This is a genomic window from Acinetobacter sp. TR3 (assembly GCF_027105055.1).
GTDB lineage: Bacteria > Pseudomonadota > Gammaproteobacteria > Pseudomonadales > Moraxellaceae > Acinetobacter.
The window spans coordinates 1-19,009 of record NZ_CP114264.1 but is presented as its reverse complement, the minus strand read 5'-3'; the positions used below and the strand labels follow the sequence as shown (position 1 = coordinate 19,009).

The following is a 19,009-nucleotide window of genomic DNA, read 5'->3' as shown; positions in this document are numbered from 1 at the left end:
CTTTTTTCTACAAAATTAGTGTTTTCGTTGTTTTTATCAGCTATTTACGTATAAAAAGCAGACTCATGGCCTGCTTTTTATTTTTTTCATTGTGATTTAATCAGTGAAAGTCACACGTGCAATCGCTTTTTTACCCGATTGGATGATTAAAGTGACATTCTCTTTTACAGAGAAGCTCATATCAACCACATTCCAGTCAACTTTAACCGCACCACGACCCACGGCATCTTTTGCAGCAGCTGCATTCGGATTTAAGCCTGCCACTCGAAGAATGGTTGCAATAAATAACTCACCACCAAACTCACCACGAGAAATCGTCACTTCTGGTGTATCTTCAGGTACTTCGCCCTCTGTGACACGGTTACCCGCGCTCTTATGTGCATTTTCAGCAGCTTCAGCATCATGGAAACGTTCAACTAGCTCAAGTGCTAAAATACGTTTGATTTCTTGTGGGTTACGACCCGCAGCCATTTCATCTAGCAAGACTTTGATTTCATCAAGTGACTTAAAGCTCAGTAGATCAAAGTAACGTTCAATCAAGCTATCTGGCATAGACAGGATTTTTTGATACATTGCACCTGGGGTGTCAAATACACCAATATAGTTGCCTAAAGATTTAGACATCTTATTGACGCCATCTAAACCTTCAAGGATTGGTACAGTGATGCAGACTTGTGATTCTTGACCATAACGACCTTGTAAAGTACGTCCCATGAGCAAGTTAAAGGTTTGGTCTGTTCCACCTAACTCAACATCTGCTTCAAGCGCAATCGAGTCATAACCTTGTACCAATGGATAGAGAAACTCATGAATCGCAATCGGTTGATGGTTATTATAGCGCTTAGTAAAGTCATCACGCTCTAACATACGTGATACGGTTTGCTGACTTGCCAATTGAATTAAATCAGCCGCAGTTTTTTGGCTAAACCATTCTGAGTTAAAACGAACTTTGGTTTTATTTGGATCTAAAATTTTAAAAACTTGTTCTTGATAAGTCTTGGCATTGGCAAGTACTTGCTCTTGCGACAACGGCGGACGTGTTGCGCTTTTGCCTGTTGGATCACCGATCATGGCGGTATAATCACCAATCAAGAAAGTGACTTCATGTCCCAAATCTTGGAAGGTTTTTAATTTATTGATTAGAACCGTATGTCCTAAGTGTAAATCAGGAGCCGTTGGGTCAAAGCCTGCTTTTACACGGAGTGGACGATTCTCTTTCAGTTTTTTCAATAAATCTTCATCAGAGATAATCTCGTGCGTGCCTCGTTGAATGAGAGCAAGCTGTTCTTCGGCTGGCAAGAAATTTGACATCACAAAACCTAAACACATCAGTTATTCAATTTGTGCGATATACTAACATTTTTTCAGCATCTTGCAGGATAAGTTGTATATGAGCGCGATCTATATTGGTGTAATGACAGGCACGAGCATGGATGGTGTTGATATTGTTGCAAGTTCATTTGACCCTTTAACGCTGCATGCCACGCTGACTGTGCCTTTTGAGCCTGAATTACGTGATGAATTAATGGCCTTAACGCTTCCTGACGACAATGAAATTGATCGTATGGGTAAAGCCGATGTCGCTTTGGCGCAAATGATTGGACATGGCATTAATACGCTGATTGAAAAGAACAATTTAGATCGTAATCAAATCAAGGCGATTGGTTCTCATGGGCAAACCATTCGTCATCGCCCTGAGCATGGCTTTACCTTACAAATTGGTGATCCAAATATCATCACTGAAATTACTCAACTCCCTGTCGTTTCTGATTTTCGGCGTCGTGATATGGCCGCAGGAGGGCAAGGTGCTCCTTTAGTACCAGCTTTCCATCAAGCATTGTTTCAGCATGACAGTATCCATCGTGTCATTTTGAATTTAGGCGGTATTGCAAATGTCAGTATGTTGCCTGCAAATGACCTTGACGGTGTTTATGGCTTTGATACAGGCCCTGCAAATATGTTAATGGATGCATGGTGTCATCGTCATACAGGGCATCCATACGATGAAAATGGCGACTGGGCTGCTTATGGCCATCCAATACGTTCCCTATTAGATCGACTGCACTCACACGAATACTTTTCGAAAGAACCTCCAAAAAGTACAGGTCGCGAAGACTTTAATATTGATTGGTTAGATGATCAACTGATCGATTGGCGCAATGATCTAACCTATGACGAACTAGAAGATACGCCTGAAAATATTCAAGCGACCTTACTGAAACTTACCGTAAGAGCAATTCAAAAAGCAGTCTATCGTTCTAGCATGGAAACAGGCGAACTCTACGTTTGTGGTGGCGGTGCTTATAATTCTTATTTATTGGAACAATTACGTTGGCGCTTACGCAAACACAATTGGTCAGTACAAACCACGGATGCCCTTGGTTTGGCACCGACATGGGTCGAAGCGACGGCGTTTGCATGGTTAGCCATGCGTTTCGTTGAACAACTTAGCGGTAATTTACCCGCTGTAACAGGTGCATCGGGTGATCGTATTTTAGGTACGATTACGATGGTGTAAACAATAAAAAAGCTTCTCAAATTGAGAAGCTTTTTTATCTTTAGAATCTATTAAATCGAGAAAGATGATCCACAACCGCAAGTTGTCGTTGCATTCGGGTTTTGCACTACAAAGCGAGAACCTTCCAGTCCTTCAAGATAATCAACCACTGAACCAACTAAGTATTGATAGCTAAGTGAATCAACTAACATTTTAACGTCGCCATTGGTAAATTCAGCATCATCTTCATTAACACTTTCAGCGAAATTAAAACCATAAGAAAAGCCTGAGCATCCACCACCCGTTACATAAACACGTAACATCAAGTCGTTATTCCCTTCACTTTCGCGTAATTGGCGAACTTTGTTGGCAGCATTATCTGACAATTCAAGAGCTTGGGCATTCATGGTAGATATTCCTCAGACTTCAATACGTCTTTCATAAATAAAAGACCCGATATTCAGTATAGCATACTCAATATCGGGTCTGTATTTGAAGTTTAAAGTGCGATTAAGGACTTTTTAACAGATTATTTATAATTCTCTTCCTGCAAAGCACATTCAAAATTTTTGGCATCTTCGCGGCAACGGAATTGCCATAACAACTTCATCATACGCTTATCGTAAATTCCTTTTGCTGTAAGGTTAATACGTGCCTCACGCATTAATTTTTGATAGCCAGGTTTATCAGCAGGAGGTACTTCCATCCAGTATTTTTGTGGAATATCCGCTTTCATTTTACCCAAGATACCAAAAGCACGTGGCAATTGTGCCTTCACCCATTCTCTTGATTTTTGACCAAAACCTTCTGGGAATTTATCAGGATGAATAATTAAGTTACCTGTTACCTGTAAAATTGGATAATTGACAATTGCCCCTTTAGTACCTAAACCTTTGTAAAGTTCTAATGGTTTAAACGCGGCAGCAGGTGCACCAATAATATCAACCTGACCATTATTAAATTTAGCACCAAAATTAGTAATATCTGAACTTACAGCTTGAGCACCCACTTGTGAAGCCATAATTTTTTGTGCTTCATCATAGTCTAAAACCGCAATTTTTTTACCTGCAGCTTTTGCAACAGTATTGATATTACGGTCGTTTACTAATAAATATGCATCACCAATCGGAATCACACCAGCCACTTCATATTTACCATTGACCATCGCTTTGGCAAAAGTTGGACTCGCTAAACCTTGCATCACTTTTACAGCAAGCTTAAGGTCGGTGATAGCACCAATTGCATCTAATGAGCCTGTAAATGGATTGAATTGGCGGCCTCGCATGCCTGTGATACTGACGCCATCACATTTCCCTGCTTTAAAATCTTCAGCAATTACAGCTTCATTCGTTGCCACTTTGAGTTCAATATCTGCACCCCAAGTTTTAGCTGCAAGCTGATAATCTTTCATTAATGCATACACATCACCGCTTTTGCCTACGATGTCAAATACACACATTGTTTGTTTTGCTTGAGCTCCAGCAGATACTGCTGCTATACCCGTTACGAGTAGGAGTGTTTTAAACCATTGCATATTATTTTTCCTTTGCATCTATATTGTTTTGTTGCGAAACATTTACGTATATGAAGAGCAACGTTCTATCCTGATAGGGTCTTCAAATGAATATATGTTTAAATACAGTCGTTTTTAATCTTCCTGATTAAAACATATTTTTAAATCTTATCGATTTCATTTGTTTTTATATGGGTATGATTGCGATATTTTCACATAAAGACAATGACTTAAATGACAAGCACTTAAAAACAAAAAGCCTAGAAAAATCTAGGCCTTAAGTTACTTTTATAGCATTTGATGATTATTCACCTGGTAATGCACATTCAAAGTTAGCTTTGTCTACTGAACAACGTGCTTTCTTCAATACTGACATCATACCAGCATCATAAATACCACGTTTAGTCATTTCTAAACGACCATCACGCATTAATTTTTGATATTTTAACTTGTCTTCAGCAGTTAAGTTCATTTTGTATTTTGCTGGGATTTCAGCTTCATAACGCTTGATCATTGCGAAAGCTTTTGGAAGTTGCTTCACAAAATAATCACGAGATTTTTGGCCAAAACCAGCTGGGAATTTTTCTGGGCGTAACACAAGATCCGCAGTCACTTGTAATACAGGGAAGTTAAACATTGCACCATTAGCGCCTAAGCCTTTGCTCAACTCTAATGGCTTATATGCATAAGCAGGAGCGCCTACCATATCTACTTGGCCATTGTTAAATTTAGCAGCAAAGTTAGAAATATCAGAAAGTACCGCTTGTGCTCCTACGCGTTGTACCATAATTTTTTGCGCATCGTCATAACCCAATACTGCGAATTTTTTACCCGCTGCTTTTTCGATTGAGTTAATACTCTTATCACGCACGAAAATGTAAGCAGCGCCTAATGGAGCAATACCAGCAACTTCGTATTTATTACCACCAAGGTTAGTTACCATTTTTGCAGCATTACGTTCATCTAGAACATAAGTAATCGCACGTTGAGCGATCTCATTACTTGGCGCACCGCCTAAAGAGTCAATAGAACCCGCAAACTTGTTATATGGACGAGCACGCATCGCTGTCATTGCTACAGCAGCACATTTACCCGCTTTAAAGTTATTATCAGCGACTTGTTCATCTGTAATCGCAAGAAGGTTTACATCAGCGCCCCAGCCTTTTGCTGCAAGTGCCCAGTCCTGCATCATTTTGTATGATTCACCTGACTTTCCTAATAAGTCGAATACACACACATCAATTGCTGCTTGAGTAGAAGCAGATACACCTAAGATTGAAGTTGCTGCAATAGCTAACGCAATTTTTTTCATATTTTTCATCCTTCCACAAACTTTATGTTTGTCTCCTTGTTCGAAGCAAATATTAATCATGTTTTTCAAAAAAAAATAGAGCTTGTGCTCTATTTTTATGTCAATAATGTTTACTTTTTGTCCTGTTTTATCTCATTCACTTATTTTCATAAACATATTTGTGATAAGTGATGACTTTTGTTAATCAATTTATAAATTCAGGAACAAAACTATAACTATTCGGCACTCAAAGAACATTCAAAGTTAGTGCGTTCAACCGTACAACGTGCTCGTTTGAGGACGTTCATCATGCTGGCATCGTAGACCCCTTGTCTGGTCAAATTCATTCGCCCATCACGCAACATTTTTTGATAGCGAATTTTATCTTCACTAGACAATGTAATTCTTTTCGCATTCATACCCGCTTCTAAGCGCTGTACCATTGCGAAGTTACTTGGCAATTTGTTCACGAACCATTGTCGAGATTGGGTACCAAAACCACTCGGGAATTGCTCAGGGCGAATAATTAAATCTCCCGTGATGTTCACAACTGGAAAATTAAATAATGCACCATTTGCTAAACCTTTATTAATCTCTAAAGGTTTATATGCATATGCTGGTGCAGCAATTACATCAACCTGACCACTGTTAAACTTCTTCACAAAATCTGAAATATCAGAGGGCACAGCAACAAGATTTATGCTTTCAACAATCGTTTTTTGCGCTTGATCATAATGTAAATACGCAAATTTTTTGCCTTTGGCCTTTTCAATCGTATCTATATTTTTATCACGTACGAAAATATAGGCTAAGCCAACTTGAATAATACCAACAACTTCGTATTTTTCACCATTGGTTGTTGCAGTTAAACGGTGTTGGTTACGCTTATCAAGCACATAAGTAATTGCTTTCTGTGCAATCGCATTGCTAGTCACCGCGCCTACAGCATCAACCGATCCTGCAAATTTAGGTGGTGTTTCAAAAAGTATGCTGAAACAAAGCAGGTTGAATTTTGATAAAATAGAGAAATGCGAATAACTCTAGAAATCAAATGTCCAACCTGCCTCAGTGACAGTATAAAGAAAAATGGCATCAAAGTAGATGGGAAACAAAACTATCAGTGCAAAGACTGTAAACGTCAGTTTATTGGTGACCATGCTCTGAGCTATCTAGGATGTAATTCAGGCATTACTCGAAAAATATTACAGTTGATGGTCAGAGGTAGTGGTATACGAGATATCGCTGAAGTTGAGCGAATCAGTATCGGTAAAGTTTTACGTACTTTAACCGAATCGACCTACCAAATTCAGCCTAAACAAAGTCATTATGAGTCTCTTGAAGTTGATGAGTTTTGGACTTTTGTGGGAAATAAAAATAATAAACAATGGCTTATTTACGCCTACCATCGAGAAACAGGTGAGATTGTTGCTTATGTTTGGGGTAAAAGAGACTTAGCTACAGTTCAACGATTGAAGACAAAGCTTAAACAATTAGGTATTCACTACACCCGAATTGCAAGTGATCATTGGGACAGTTTCATAACTGCTTTTAAAAACTGCAAGCAAAGTATTGGTAAATTTTTTACTGTAGGTATTGAAGGTAATAATTGCAAAATAAGGCATCGAATTAGGCGCGGTTTTAGAAGGAGTTGTAATTTTTCAAAAAAGATTGAAAACCATTTTAAAGCTTTCGACTTAACCTTTTTTTACATCAATAATGGCTTCATTTAATGTCAGCATACTTTTTGAAACACCACCCAAATTTATTATATTTACGAGCACGCATCGAAGTCATATAAACCCCGTCACATTTACCCGCATCAAAATCTTTCTCTGCTTTTTCTTCATCTTGATAAGGGATCAGCTCAACATCAGCTTGCCATGTTTTTGAGGCAAGCTTCCACTCTTCAACAAGTTTGTAAGATTCGCCAGCTTTTCCCAATAGATCAAATACACAAATTTCTTGTTTTGCCTGTACAGGAGTGGTCATAACAAATAGAGTCGCAGCACTCAATGCCCAAATTCCTTTTTTCATCTTGTTTTCCCTTATTTGCTGTTTTTGCATATTTTTACGCCAAATTGAGACAAATATAGTCAAATTCTGCCTAAAAACCTAGTGTATTTATCGACATAAGCCGGTTTTTTATGTTTTTTTACAACCCAAATCACATTTTCACAAATGTTTTATGGAGTGATCATTTATCAAAAATAATCACTCTATTTAACTTAGATTACAAAAGCGAATTATTCGCCTCCTAAAGAACACTCAAAACTTGTTCTTTCTACTGTACAACGAGCACGTTTTAATACACTCATCATAATTGGATCGTAGACTCCTTGTTTGGTTAAACGAATACGGCCTTCTCGTAAAATTTTCTGGTAACGCACTTCGTCTTCCTTCGGAAGATTCAACTTATATTTATTTGGAATCCCATTTTCGAGACGTTTCACTAATGCAAAACTTCTTGGTAATTGATCAACATACCACTCTCTTGATTGTGCAGCAAAATTCGCTGGGAATTTCTCTGGACGAATAATCAAATCACCCGTAATGTTGACTACAGGAAACGAAAACATTGCACCACCTTTTGAAATTCCTCGCTCAATTTCTAAGGGTTTATATGCATAAGCTGGCGAAGCAATCACATCTACCTGATAGCTATTAAATTTTTTAACAAAATCTGAGATTTCAGAAGGCACGGAAACCATTTCCAAACTATCAACAATCTCTTTTTGTGCAATATCGTATTGCAAGTAGGCAAACTTTTTACCCTTTGCCTTTTCGATCGTATTTAAATTGCGGTCGTGTACAAATACATATGCCAAACCAAATTGTAAAATACCCGCAACTTCATAATTCTGATTATCGACATTTGCCAATAAACGACGCTTATTTCTCTTGTCCAAAGCAAAACTAATCGCTTTTTGCGCGACATGATTATTTGTAACCCCACCAATTGCATCAATCGACCCTGCAAAACGATTGTACTTACGAGCACGCATCGAGGTCATATAAACAGCATCACATTTACCCGCCTCAAAATCATTTTGCGCTTTTGCTTCATCTTGATAAGAGAGCAAACGAATATCTGCTTGCCATCCTTTAGCTGCAATTGCCCATTCTTCAGTAATTTTAAATGTTTCACCTGCTTTACCAAGTAAATCAAATACACATACATTTTGTTTAGCCTGAACTTGACCAGTTGCACTCATACCCATAAGTGCTAAGCCAGCCAAAACAAACAACCCCTTTTTCATTTCGTTTCCCTGCAAAAAATCAAATTATCAAACACACAAAAAACTAAAAAATTATTCTCCACCGAGGGTACATTCAAAATTGGTACGTTCTACAGTACAACGGGCACGCTTTAAAACGTTCATCATACTGGCGTCGTAAATCCCCTTTTTAATTAAACCAATTCGAGCTTCACGCAAAATTTGCTGATAACGCATTTTGTCTTCATTGCTCAGATTAATTTTATATTTCGCTGGTAGTTCAGCCTCGATTCTTTGGATTAATGCAAAATTATTATTCAAACGATTCAAGAACCAATTTCTCGAATTTTGACCAAAGTTGCTTGAGAATTTTTCAGGACGGATAATCAAATCCATGGTCATGTTGACAGCTGGAAAAGTAATAATTGCCCCATCATTTCCCAAACCTTTAAAGAGTTCTAATGGTTTATAGGCATAAGCTGGTGCGGCCATAATATCGGCTTGGCCATTGTTAAATTTTTTAGCGATATCGGAAATGTCTGAAAGGACCGCTTGCCCACCAAGGCTTTTCACAACGATTTTCTGTGCTTCGTCATAGGCGAGAACAGCAAATTTTTTACCCTTGATTTGCTCAATGGTATCCATTTTTTTATCTTTAACGAAAATATAAGCCAGACCAATTTGTGATATACCGACAACTTCGTAGACCTGATTACCTATACTACTGGTCAGACGACGTTGATTACGCTTATCTAACGCAAAACTAATGGCTTTTTGTGCAATCGCATAACTCGGTACAGCACCAATCGCATCGACAGAACCTGCAAATTTGTTATAACTACGCGCACGCATAGACGTCATGTATACGCCATCGCATTTGCCTTGTTCAAAATCATTCTCAGCTTGTGCTTCACTTTGATAGCTAATTAAATGAATGTCAGCGCGCCATGTTTTTGCAGCCAGTGCCCATTCCTCCATGGCTTTGTATGCTTCACCAGACTTACCCAATAAATCGAAAACACAAATTGTGGTTGAGGCATTTACCTGAGTGTTTAAACCCAAAAGTAGCATCGCCCCTAATGCAAGAATTCCATTCTTCATTCATAATCCTGTTTCTATCTTTCTAGTCTTGTTACTTATTTTTTCATATAAACTAAATAATAATCTGATTTGCATGACAAAAGTAGAGCTTTTGCTCTATTTTTTTATTGATTGAATGATTTAATTCGATCAGTTTGATCTGTAATATAAAAATTTGCATTCATGGGCGATCACCTTAAAATGCAGCTATCTCTTTGCGACCTTGCAGACTCATGATTCAATTTGACCAAGTTTCTTTACGCCGTGGTGGGCGAGTCCTATTTCAAAAAGCATCGATGCAGCTTCACCCTGGCTGGAAAATTGGTCTTACTGGCGTGAATGGTGCAGGTAAATCAACACTCTTTTCCGCTTTCTTAGGTGGCGTGGTTGCTGACGAAGGTAATCTAACCCGTCCTGCGGTATGGACTGTGGCGCACATGGCTCAGGAAATTAAAGCCTTAGAAATGCCAGCAATTGATTTTGTTTTGTCTGGTGACGAAGAATATTGGGATATTCAAGAAAAATTAGCTCATCCAGACCAGCTAAGTAATGATGATTTAGCCAAATTACATGGTCGATTTGATGAAATTCATGGTTATGCAGCACCGGCTAAAGCAGCCCAATTAATGGCAGGTTTAGGATTTCTTGACCATCAAATCCGTTTAAATGTCGCAAGCTTCTCTGGTGGTTGGCGGATGCGTTTAAACTTAGCACGTACCTTGATGAGCCGTTCAGATCTCCTGTTACTGGATGAACCGACTAACCATTTGGATTTAGATGCGATTTTATGGTTAGAAGATTGGCTTAAAGCTTATGAAGGAACGTTAGTCCTCATTTCGCATGATCGTGACTTTTTAGATGCAATTACCGACCATATTCTGCATATCGAAAATCAAGAGTTAACCTTATATACAGGGAACTACTCGACCTTTGAAACCACTCGTGCAGAACGTTTGGCACAACAACAACAAGCTTATGAAAAGCAACTCGAAACACGCGCACATATTCAAAAATATATTGACCGCTTTAAAGCCCAAGCCACCAAAGCACGCCAAGCGCAAAGCCGTATCAAACAGCTTGAACGCATGCAGCAACTTGCACCTGCCCATGTCGATACGCCATTTACCTTTAGTTTCCGCGAACCCACGAAAATGAGTTCACCACTCCTTAGTCTAGATGCAGCTACGATTGGTTATGGTGACAAAATGATTGCTGAAAAAATTCGTCTGCAAATTACTCCAAGTTCTCGTATTGGTTTACTAGGGATGAACGGCGCGGGTAAATCAACGCTGATCAAAACTTTAGTGGGTGATTTGCCATTACTTGCTGGCGAACGTAAAGCCTCAGAATTACTCAATATTGGATATTTTGCTCAGCACCAGATGGATGCTTTAGATGCCAATGCCAGTCCAATGCTGCAATTGGCTCGCATAGCTGATCGAAAAATCAGTGAAGCTACTTTACGGTCATTTTTAGGTGGTTTTGGTTTTAGTGGCGAACGTATGGATACGCCGTGTGAAAGTTTCTCAGGCGGTGAACGTGCCCGCTTAGCTTTAGCCCTCATCGTATGGCAGCGCCCAAATGTTTTAATTCTAGATGAACCCACCAACCATTTAGACTTAGATATGCGCCATGCTTTAAGTATGGCTCTACAAGATTTCGATGGTGCTGTGGTATTGGTTTCACACGAACGCCAATTAATTGCCAGTGTATGTGATGACTTACTTTTGGTTCATGCAGGTCAATGCACGGAGTTTGAGGGTGATTTACAAGACTATGCGAAATGGTTACGTGAAGCACGCCAACAACAAATCAATGCACAAAATACACAACAGCAGCAAACAGCAAGTCCTCAAACCTCAGCAACAAAAGTAGACAAAGAAGCGCAACGTAAAGAAGCGGCTCGTCGTCGTGAAATAACTCGTCCTATTCGAAAAAATATTGAGAAAGTTGAAGCGCAAATTGAGAAAGTTCAGCCTCGCTTAGCCACTATTGAACATGCTTTGGCAGACAGTGCTTTATACGAAGCCAATCGAAAAGATGATTTGATTAAGCTGATGAATGAACAAACTGAGCTAAAATCTAAGCTGGAACATTACGAAGAACAACTGTTAGAGTTGATGATGGAGCTTGAAGAGTTAGAAAGTTCTTTTGAAGTCTAAAAAAATGCCTAATTCTATCTCAATGATGAATTAGGCATTATCTCATCACAGAGGAAAAGACCACCTTACAGTTTTCTAAGATACTAAAAAATACTAAGAATCCTGCTAAAAATGTCATGATTCCGCCAATCATTTCAGATAAGGTCTAAATTGGAATTTTCTCATAAAATTGAGCTTTAGGTTCAGGCTAGATATACTCAACTCTATCATTTTAAAGTTATTACTTTTAAATGCGCATTGAGAACTAAGTTCATTTTATATTTTTGTACTTCAATTTGGTGAGTACTCTATTTTGGATCATACAAACTGAATGAATTCTTTAGATTTTATTTTTAACTTTGAACATATTCTTCCCATTTTAATTCAAGAATATGGCTTATGGATTTATGCGATCCTTTTTTTGATTATTTTTTCAGAAACCGCCTTTGTGTTTATGTTCTTTTTACCAGGCGATAGTCTTTTACTCACCGTAGGTGCTTTATGTTCAGTCATTGAGTTTATGCATCTCGGTTATATGATTAGCTTACTTTTTATAGCTGCGGCTTTAGGCTACATGGTGAATTATCACATTGGTCGTCATTTTGGTGATCGTATTTTTAAGATGGAATCTCGATTTATCAAACAAGAATATTTAAAGAAAACTAATACATTTTTCTTAAAACATGGTGGGAAAACTATTCTATTGGCTCGTTTTATCCCATTTGCACGTTCTTTTGCACCTTTAGCCGCTGGCTCTAGTGCTATGAATTATACCCATTTCGTAATTTATAATATCTTAGGCGCGCTATTATGGATTAGTGTGCTTGTGACTGCTGGTTATTTATTTGGGCATGCACTCATTCAAGTCAGTGATTTAGTTGAAACCTAATCAACGGAATGTTCCACGTGAAACATTCATATAAGAAAAAGGCGATGCATCAAGCATCGCCTTTTTCTTATATACGAGAGAAATAATACAAACTAAATCTCCCATCAATTTAATTAAGCATCAATATCCGCATTCAGTGCATTTTCTTCGATGAAGGCACGACGTGGTTCTACATCATCACCCATCAAACAAGAGAACATACGATCTGCTTCAATTGCATCATCAATGGTCACTTGCAACATATTTCGATTTTCAGGATCCATCGTCGTTTCCCAAAGCTGCTCAGCATTCATCTCACCCAAACCTTTATAGCGTTGGATCATCATGCCACGGCGCGAGTCTTGCAAAATATGTTGCCATACTTGATGGAAATTACTTACCTGAATACGACGCTCGCCTTTTTGCAGATAAGCTCCTTCTTCAAGTAACTTAAACCAGCTCTTCGAATTCTTCAATAAACGCGCATATTCAGCAGAATTTAACAGACCAGCATCGAGTAAATACGAATGCGGTAAGTTATGTACATAGACAGTGACACGTGGCCAATAATGTGCTGATTTCTCACCTTGTGCATTTTCACGTTCAAACGCTTCTAATGTAATCTCAGGGCGTAAGCTTGGTTGCAACTTTTCAATTGCAATACGTAATTGCTCAGCCCATGATTCAACATAGTCACGTTCATGATTGTGATCTGTTTTAAATGCATCAATCTCAAGTAAACCATCCAACAAACTTGCAGGATAACGTTGAGTGAGGCGTTGTAAGCTCTTTTGCGACACTTGGTAGTCAGCAATAACGCTCGCTAATGCCGCACCATTAATCGCTGGTGCTTCAGCGCTGACATGTAATGCAAGTTCATCAATCGCATTGGAAATCAGATAAGTTTCAAGTGCATCATTATCTTTGATGTACTGTTCTTGCTTACCTTTCTTCAACTTATACAATGGTGGCTGTGCAATATAAATATATCCACGCTCAACCAATTCTGGCATTTGACGGAAGAAGAAGGTCAATAACAAGGTCCGAATATGTGAACCATCCACGTCCGCATCGGTCATGATAATGATTTTGTGATAACGTAATTTGTCTGGATTGTATTCTTCACGTCCAATCCCACAACCCAAAGCGGTAATCAAAGTACCTACTTCCTGACTGGAAATCATCTTGTCAAAACGTGCACGTTCGACATTTAGAATTTTACCTTTCAGCGGCAAAATCGCTTGCATCTTACGGTTACGACCTTGCTTCGCACTTCCGCCCGCAGAGTCACCCTCGACTAGATACAATTCAGACAATGCTGGATCTTTTTCCTGACAGTCTGCCAATTTACCCGGTAAACCAGCAATATCTAATGCACTCTTACGACGGGTCATTTCTCGTGCTTTACGCGCTGCATCACGCGCACGCGCCGCATCAATGATCTTACCTGCAATCGATTTCGCTGCTTGCGGATTTTCTAGTAAATAAGCAGAAAACTCTTTGTTCATGGCCTGCTCTACCGCAGGTTTTACTTCGCTCGAAACCAATTTTTCTTTGGTTTGTGAAGAGAATTTAGGATCAGGTACTTTCACTGAAATAATTGCAGTTAAACCTTCACGTGCATCATCACCAGTCACAGCAACTTTTTCTTTTTTCAATAAACTTTCATTTTCCATGTAGCTGTTTAAGCCACGAGTCAATGCAGCACGGAAACCTGCAAGGTGTGTACCACCATCTTTTTGCGGAATATTATTGGTAAAGCAACGTACATTTTCTTGGTAACTATCGTTCCACTGTAACGCGACTTCTACCCCGATGCCATTATCAGCATCAACGGTAAAATGGAAAATATCGTTTAAATGGTGTTTGCCTTCGTTAATATATTTAACAAATTCAGATAAACCGCCTTCATAGTCATAAACATGCTCAAGATTGACACGCTCATCACGCAAAACGATTCGAACACCTGCATTCAAGAAAGATAGCTCTCTTAAACGACGTGCCAAAATATCGACACTAAAAATAGTTTGGCTAAACGTTAGCTCACTTGGCCAAAAACGAACTGTTGTACCCGATTTATCTGTTTCACCAATCACACGTAATGGATATTGTGAATCACCATGCTGATATTCTTGCTCGTGAATTTGTCCAGCGCGATAAATCGTAAGTTGTAATTTTTTTGATAAAGCATTTACAACTGAAACACCTACACCGTGTAAACCGCCTGACACTTTATAGCTATTATCATCAAACTTACCACCCGCATGCAGAATGGTCAAAATCACTTCTGCCGCAGATATCCCCTCTTCTGGGTGAATATCCGTTGGAATACCACGACCATTATCCGACACACTGACAGATTCATCTTCATGAATCGTGACTAAAATTTCATCACAATGACCAGCTAATGCTTCATCGATGGCATTATCCACCACCTCAAACACCATATGGTGTAAACCTGTACCATCATCAGTGTCACCGATATACATACCAGGACGTTTACGAACCGCGTCTAATCCACGTAAAACTTTGATACTAGAGGAATCATAAGCTTTTTCATTTGATTGTTCTGTTTGAGAGACTGATTGAGACTCTGAACTCATGGTTACTCCCTAGTAAATATTAATCTATCCAAAAATGAGGAAATAAAATTATAGTGCAGCAAGACTGACTTGACCGTGAACAACGTGGAATAATTGAAAAGAAATCGACAAATCCTGTAAGTGTTTTAATACCGACGCATGGTCTAAGGTGGTCATAAAAACTTGACTTCCTAACTGACTCAATCGCTCAATTAACCGTTGTTGTGCGGTCTCATCTAACTCTGCTGTCAGATCATCTAATAATACCACAGTTTCCTTATTACTCGCATGTAGCATTGCAATTTGTGACAGTTTTAATGCCATGATTAACAACTTTTTTTGCCCACGAGAGAGTACATCATCAGCATTGCCAAAAGGTGTTTTTAAACGTAAATCAGCACGATGCGGACCATACTCAGTATAACGCCGATCCAGATCTTTTTGATGCTGCTGAACCAAGTCTTGCAATAGACCTTGCTCAGTATGAAAACCAGGATTGTATTCCAGTTCTATCTCAAGATTAGGTAGCAGGATTTTTAAATCTTCATGGAAAAATTGGTTCCATTGCTCAACGATACTGACCCGCTGTGAATGCAACATTTCACCATAATCACTGAGCATTTTATTCCAAGGCTCTAAATCAGCCAAAGTCAGATTACGCCGTGTTTTGAGTAAACTATTCCGTTGTTTAAGTGCGCGAGAATAATACTGCCATGCAAAATAGAATTCAGGTTCCACGTGGAACATTAACCAGTCTAATAATTGTCGTCTTGGCTTTGCGCCATGATCAATAATATCGGTACTTTGTGGATCGATATGCTGTAAAGGTAATAATTTTGCCAGTTGACCTTGAGTCGCAATGGTATCGCCATTGACCTTAATCACCTGTTCGCCCGAAGCCAACTTCTGCATACCAATACGTTCAGTGACAGATTGCGCAAAAACAATCGCATCCCCTGCTTCATATTGAATGTAATGTTTTGGAATATGGGTGCGAAATGAACGCCCTGTTGCTAGTAAATGAATAGCCTCTAGAACTGAAGTTTTTCCAGAACCATTTGCGCCGTAAAAAATATTAAACGGTTGCAACTCATGGAGTGCAACCGTCTTTAAATTACGTACACGTTCGATATTTAAACGCGTGATTTGCATGCTTTAGAACTCAAACATCAATCTTCATTAAACTCGCATTGGCATCACGACATAGGTTTGATCAGGATGCGCTGGATCTTGAACAAGCACCGACTGATTGGCTTCGCTCATGCTCATTTTCACGTCATCACCATCCAGCACACCAAGTACTTCAAGGATATATTGCGCATTAAATGACATTTCTAAAGGTGCATCTTGATATTGAATTGCAATATCTTCGACCGCCTCATCTTGTTCTGGGTTATTGGCACGCAACTGCAATGAATCTTGATTAAAATTCAAGAAAACACCACGAAGTTTTTCATTACTTAAAATGGCAACACGTTGTAAAGATTGCTTAAAGACATCATGAGCGATAGAGACATGCTTATCACCATTTTTAGGAATCACACGGCGATAATCAGGGAACTTTCCATCGATTAACTTCGTGGTGAAACGCACGGTAATATCGCCCTGCTCTTTATCACGGCTTGGCGTATTGATGGTGACATTCAACAATTCACGTCCAATCAACAGGGTCAACTGTTCATCTTCAATACTCAGTAAACGTTGTAACTCGCCAACCGCTTTACGAGGTACGATCGCTTGAATCGGTGCAGATGCAGTTGATGAAGCAGCAACTTCACACAAAGCTAAACGATGACCATCTGTTGTTACTGTACGCAATTGATTTTGATCAATTTCCAACAAAGTACCGGTTAAGTAAAAACGTACATCTTGAACTGCCATCGCAAAGGCTGTTTTTTCAAATAAACGTTTTAATTCACGCTGAGTGACTTGAACCTGAGTACCTTGACTATTGTCAGTCGTGAGTAATGGATAATCTTCTGCTGGAAGGGTACCCAATACGAAACGGCTATTGCCTGATTTTAAAATACAGCGTTGGTCTTCTGTTATTTGCAAATCAATCAAGGCTGCTGTCGGAAGGGATTTACAGATTTCAACGAGTTTACGTGCAGGAACTGTTGTTTCACCTACCTCTAAACAAGCACCTTCAGATAAAGTTGTGCTTGCGACTAATTCAACTTCTAAATCAGAACCCGTAATCGTTAAGGCCTGTTGAGTGGTTTGAATTTTGACATTTGAAAGAATATTCAAGGTATGGCGACGTTCAACAGCCCCCACCACATGTGATAAAACATTGACTAAACTTTCTTTAGCGATTTTCAAACGCACGATTTTATTCCTCTTACAACAGAAGCTGATATGAATGTTAGCAGTGTACTATGCTGCACTTAAAAGTAGTTTGCAACTCTGAAAAATAGATTAACTTTGTAACAGACGAAGTAAGTTTTTATAATCTTCATTAAAAATTGGATCTTGTTCTCGCAAGCTGACCACTTTTTCACAGGCATGCATCACGGTACTATGATCACGACCACCAAATGCCATTCCAATCTCAGGAAAACTATCCCCTGTCAGCTCTCGAGCTAGCCCCATCGCTAATTGGCGCGGACGTGCATAAATACGGGTACGCTTAGGTCCGATTAATTCTTTTAATGGGATGCGGAAATATTCACTGACGACACGCTGAATATTTTCCACACTAATGGTGCGTGCACGAATCGCTAAAACATCTTTTAATGACTCGCGCACCACATCCAAATCAATCGCAGTGCCTTTAAAACGTGAGATGGCCACCACCTTATTGAGGGCACCTTCAAGTTCACGAACGTTTGCGACCACTTGTTGTGCAATGAATAAAGCACAATTTCGTGGCAAATCTACCCCACTATTTTCAGCTTTTTTTAGCAAAATTTCGATACGGGTTTCAATATCTGGTGGCTCAACACCAACAGATAATCCCCAAGAGAATCGGGAAACCAAACGCGGATCCAGTTCCGTGAGTTCTTTTGGATAACGGTCTGAAGTTAAAATAATTTGTTTAGATTCGTCTAATAAGGCGTTGAATGTATAAAAGAATTCAACAAGACTTGCTTCTTTACCAGCAAGCAAATGAATATCATCAACCAACAATAAATCTAAAGAACGACAATTTTTCTTAAACTCTTCAACCTTACCTTTCTGCAATGAACTGACAAAGTCTTGTACAAAACTTTCCGAGGTCATATACATGACACGTGCATTCGGTTTGGCTTGTAAAAGTGCGTTCCCTACGGCTTGCATCAAGTGTGTTTTACCCAAACCTGTTGGACCATATAAAAATAAAGGATTGTGCTGAGATGCGCCTAATTGGGTTAATACCTTACGGCAAGTCTCAGCAGCCATTTGGTTAGAACGGCCTTCAACAAATAAAGAGAATGTAAATAATGGGTTGAGTTGTCTTTTCTTTGGTATTTTCGTGACATTTTGACTTGGTTGCACCAAATCAGTTTCTTTCTTAGCTTTAATAGGAACAATTGGAGTGGTTGAGGTGTTACTTAAAGCCGCAGTCGTGGTTGCAGGTTGCTCATGAGAAGACAAAATAGTACCTGGACGCGAATCAACCAAGATTTCAACCTGACGTACTCGACCTTCCGATAATTGCTCAGCAAGAATTGAAATTAATTCTAAATGGTTGTCTTGAATATAACGTGTCCAATATGGATTAGGTGCATATAAACGCATCACACCGTCAACTTCTTCAGCAACCAAAGGACGAATCCACATCGCAAAGACGTTGTCAGAGAGCTCTTGTCGCAAGCGAGTTAAGCAGTCTGTCCAGAGCAT

At 39.1% G+C, this 19,009-nt stretch carries 14 protein-coding genes and 2 pseudogenes; 4 read left to right on the top strand and 12 right to left on the bottom strand.

Annotated elements, in window-relative coordinates:
* Positions 1-96 precede the first annotated feature (96 nt).
* On the bottom strand, positions 97-1,329 hold the full coding sequence (tyrS, locus tag O1449_RS00080) for a tyrosine--tRNA ligase (RefSeq protein ID WP_152630146.1): 1,233 nt from the start codon (positions 1,327-1,329) through the stop codon (positions 97-99).
* Between the two features lie 61 nt (positions 1,330-1,390).
* Between tyrS and O1449_RS00075 the strand changes: the two genes are divergently transcribed.
* Positions 1,391-2,518 (top strand): anhydro-N-acetylmuramic acid kinase, encoded by a 1,128-nt coding sequence (locus tag O1449_RS00075; RefSeq protein WP_005219074.1) that lies wholly within the window; start codon positions 1,391-1,393, stop codon positions 2,516-2,518.
* 50 nt (positions 2,519-2,568) lie between these two features.
* Here O1449_RS00075 and erpA read toward each other — a convergent pair whose 3' ends face one another.
* The 4 genes and pseudogenes from erpA to O1449_RS00055 form a co-directional block, all read right to left on the bottom strand.
* The gene (gene erpA / locus O1449_RS00070) at positions 2,569-2,904 is read right to left on the bottom strand and encodes an iron-sulfur cluster insertion protein ErpA (RefSeq protein WP_005158950.1); all 336 of its coding nucleotides are present in this window, start codon (positions 2,902-2,904) and stop codon (positions 2,569-2,571) included.
* Between the two features lie 122 nt (positions 2,905-3,026).
* Positions 3,027-4,031: a putative solute-binding protein gene (locus tag O1449_RS00065; RefSeq protein ID WP_269229243.1), complete on the bottom strand. Its 1,005-nt coding sequence runs from the start codon at positions 4,029-4,031 to the stop codon at positions 3,027-3,029.
* A 283-nt stretch (positions 4,032-4,314) separates the two neighbouring features.
* Positions 4,315-5,322, bottom strand: coding sequence for a putative solute-binding protein (locus tag O1449_RS00060; RefSeq protein ID WP_269229242.1), 1,008 nt, complete (start codon positions 5,320-5,322; stop codon positions 4,315-4,317).
* A gap of 215 nt (positions 5,323-5,537) precedes the next feature.
* Positions 5,538-6,269: pseudogene (locus O1449_RS00055) on the bottom strand (putative solute-binding protein); the annotation flags it as partial.
* 60 nt (positions 6,270-6,329) lie between these two features.
* On the opposite strand from O1449_RS00055, the gene O1449_RS00050 reads away from it, so the two are divergent.
* On the top strand, positions 6,330-7,031 hold the full coding sequence (locus O1449_RS00050; RefSeq protein ID WP_001223318.1) for an IS1-like element ISPa14 family transposase: 702 nt from the start codon (positions 6,330-6,332) through the stop codon (positions 7,029-7,031).
* A gap of 28 nt (positions 7,032-7,059) precedes the next feature.
* Here O1449_RS00050 and O1449_RS00045 read toward each other — a convergent pair.
* The 3 genes and pseudogenes from O1449_RS00045 to O1449_RS00035 all read right to left on the bottom strand — a co-directional run.
* Positions 7,060-7,335: pseudogene (locus O1449_RS00045) on the bottom strand (putative solute-binding protein); the annotation flags it as partial.
* 209 nt (positions 7,336-7,544) lie between these two features.
* Positions 7,545-8,558 carry a putative solute-binding protein gene (locus O1449_RS00040; protein WP_269229240.1) on the bottom strand — a complete coding sequence of 338 codons (1,014 nt, stop codon included), beginning with the start codon at positions 8,556-8,558 and terminating at the stop codon, positions 7,545-7,547.
* Between the two features lie 51 nt (positions 8,559-8,609).
* Complete coding sequence (locus O1449_RS00035; RefSeq protein ID WP_269238797.1) at positions 8,610-9,617, bottom strand: putative solute-binding protein; 1,008 nt, start codon at positions 9,615-9,617, stop codon at positions 8,610-8,612.
* 212 nt (positions 9,618-9,829) lie between these two features.
* Between O1449_RS00035 and O1449_RS00030 the strand changes: the two genes are divergently transcribed.
* Positions 9,830-11,758, top strand: coding sequence for an ATP-binding cassette domain-containing protein (locus O1449_RS00030; RefSeq protein WP_269238796.1), 1,929 nt, complete (start codon positions 9,830-9,832; stop codon positions 11,756-11,758).
* Positions 11,759-12,068: 310 nt separating this feature from the next.
* Positions 12,069-12,626, top strand: a complete 558-nt coding sequence (locus O1449_RS00025) for a VTT domain-containing protein (RefSeq protein ID WP_269229237.1) — start codon at positions 12,069-12,071, stop codon at positions 12,624-12,626.
* 113 nt (positions 12,627-12,739) lie between these two features.
* Here O1449_RS00025 and gyrB read toward each other — a convergent pair whose 3' ends face one another.
* The 4 genes from gyrB to dnaA all read right to left on the bottom strand — a co-directional run bounded on the left by gyrB (position 12,740) and on the right by dnaA (position 19,009).
* Complete coding sequence (gene gyrB, locus O1449_RS00020; protein WP_269238795.1) at positions 12,740-15,208, bottom strand: DNA topoisomerase (ATP-hydrolyzing) subunit B; 2,469 nt, start codon at positions 15,206-15,208, stop codon at positions 12,740-12,742.
* 48 nt (positions 15,209-15,256) lie between these two features.
* Positions 15,257-16,339, bottom strand: a complete 1,083-nt coding sequence (recF, locus tag O1449_RS00015) for a DNA replication/repair protein RecF (protein ID WP_269229235.1) — start codon at positions 16,337-16,339, stop codon at positions 15,257-15,259.
* 27 nt (positions 16,340-16,366) lie between these two features.
* Entirely contained in the window at positions 16,367-17,515 is a 1,149-nt protein-coding gene (dnaN, locus tag O1449_RS00010; RefSeq protein ID WP_269229234.1) for a DNA polymerase III subunit beta, read from the bottom strand.
* 90 nt (positions 17,516-17,605) lie between these two features.
* Positions 17,606-19,009, bottom strand: coding sequence for a chromosomal replication initiator protein DnaA (gene dnaA, locus O1449_RS00005; RefSeq protein ID WP_005219063.1), 1,404 nt, complete (start codon positions 19,007-19,009; stop codon positions 17,606-17,608).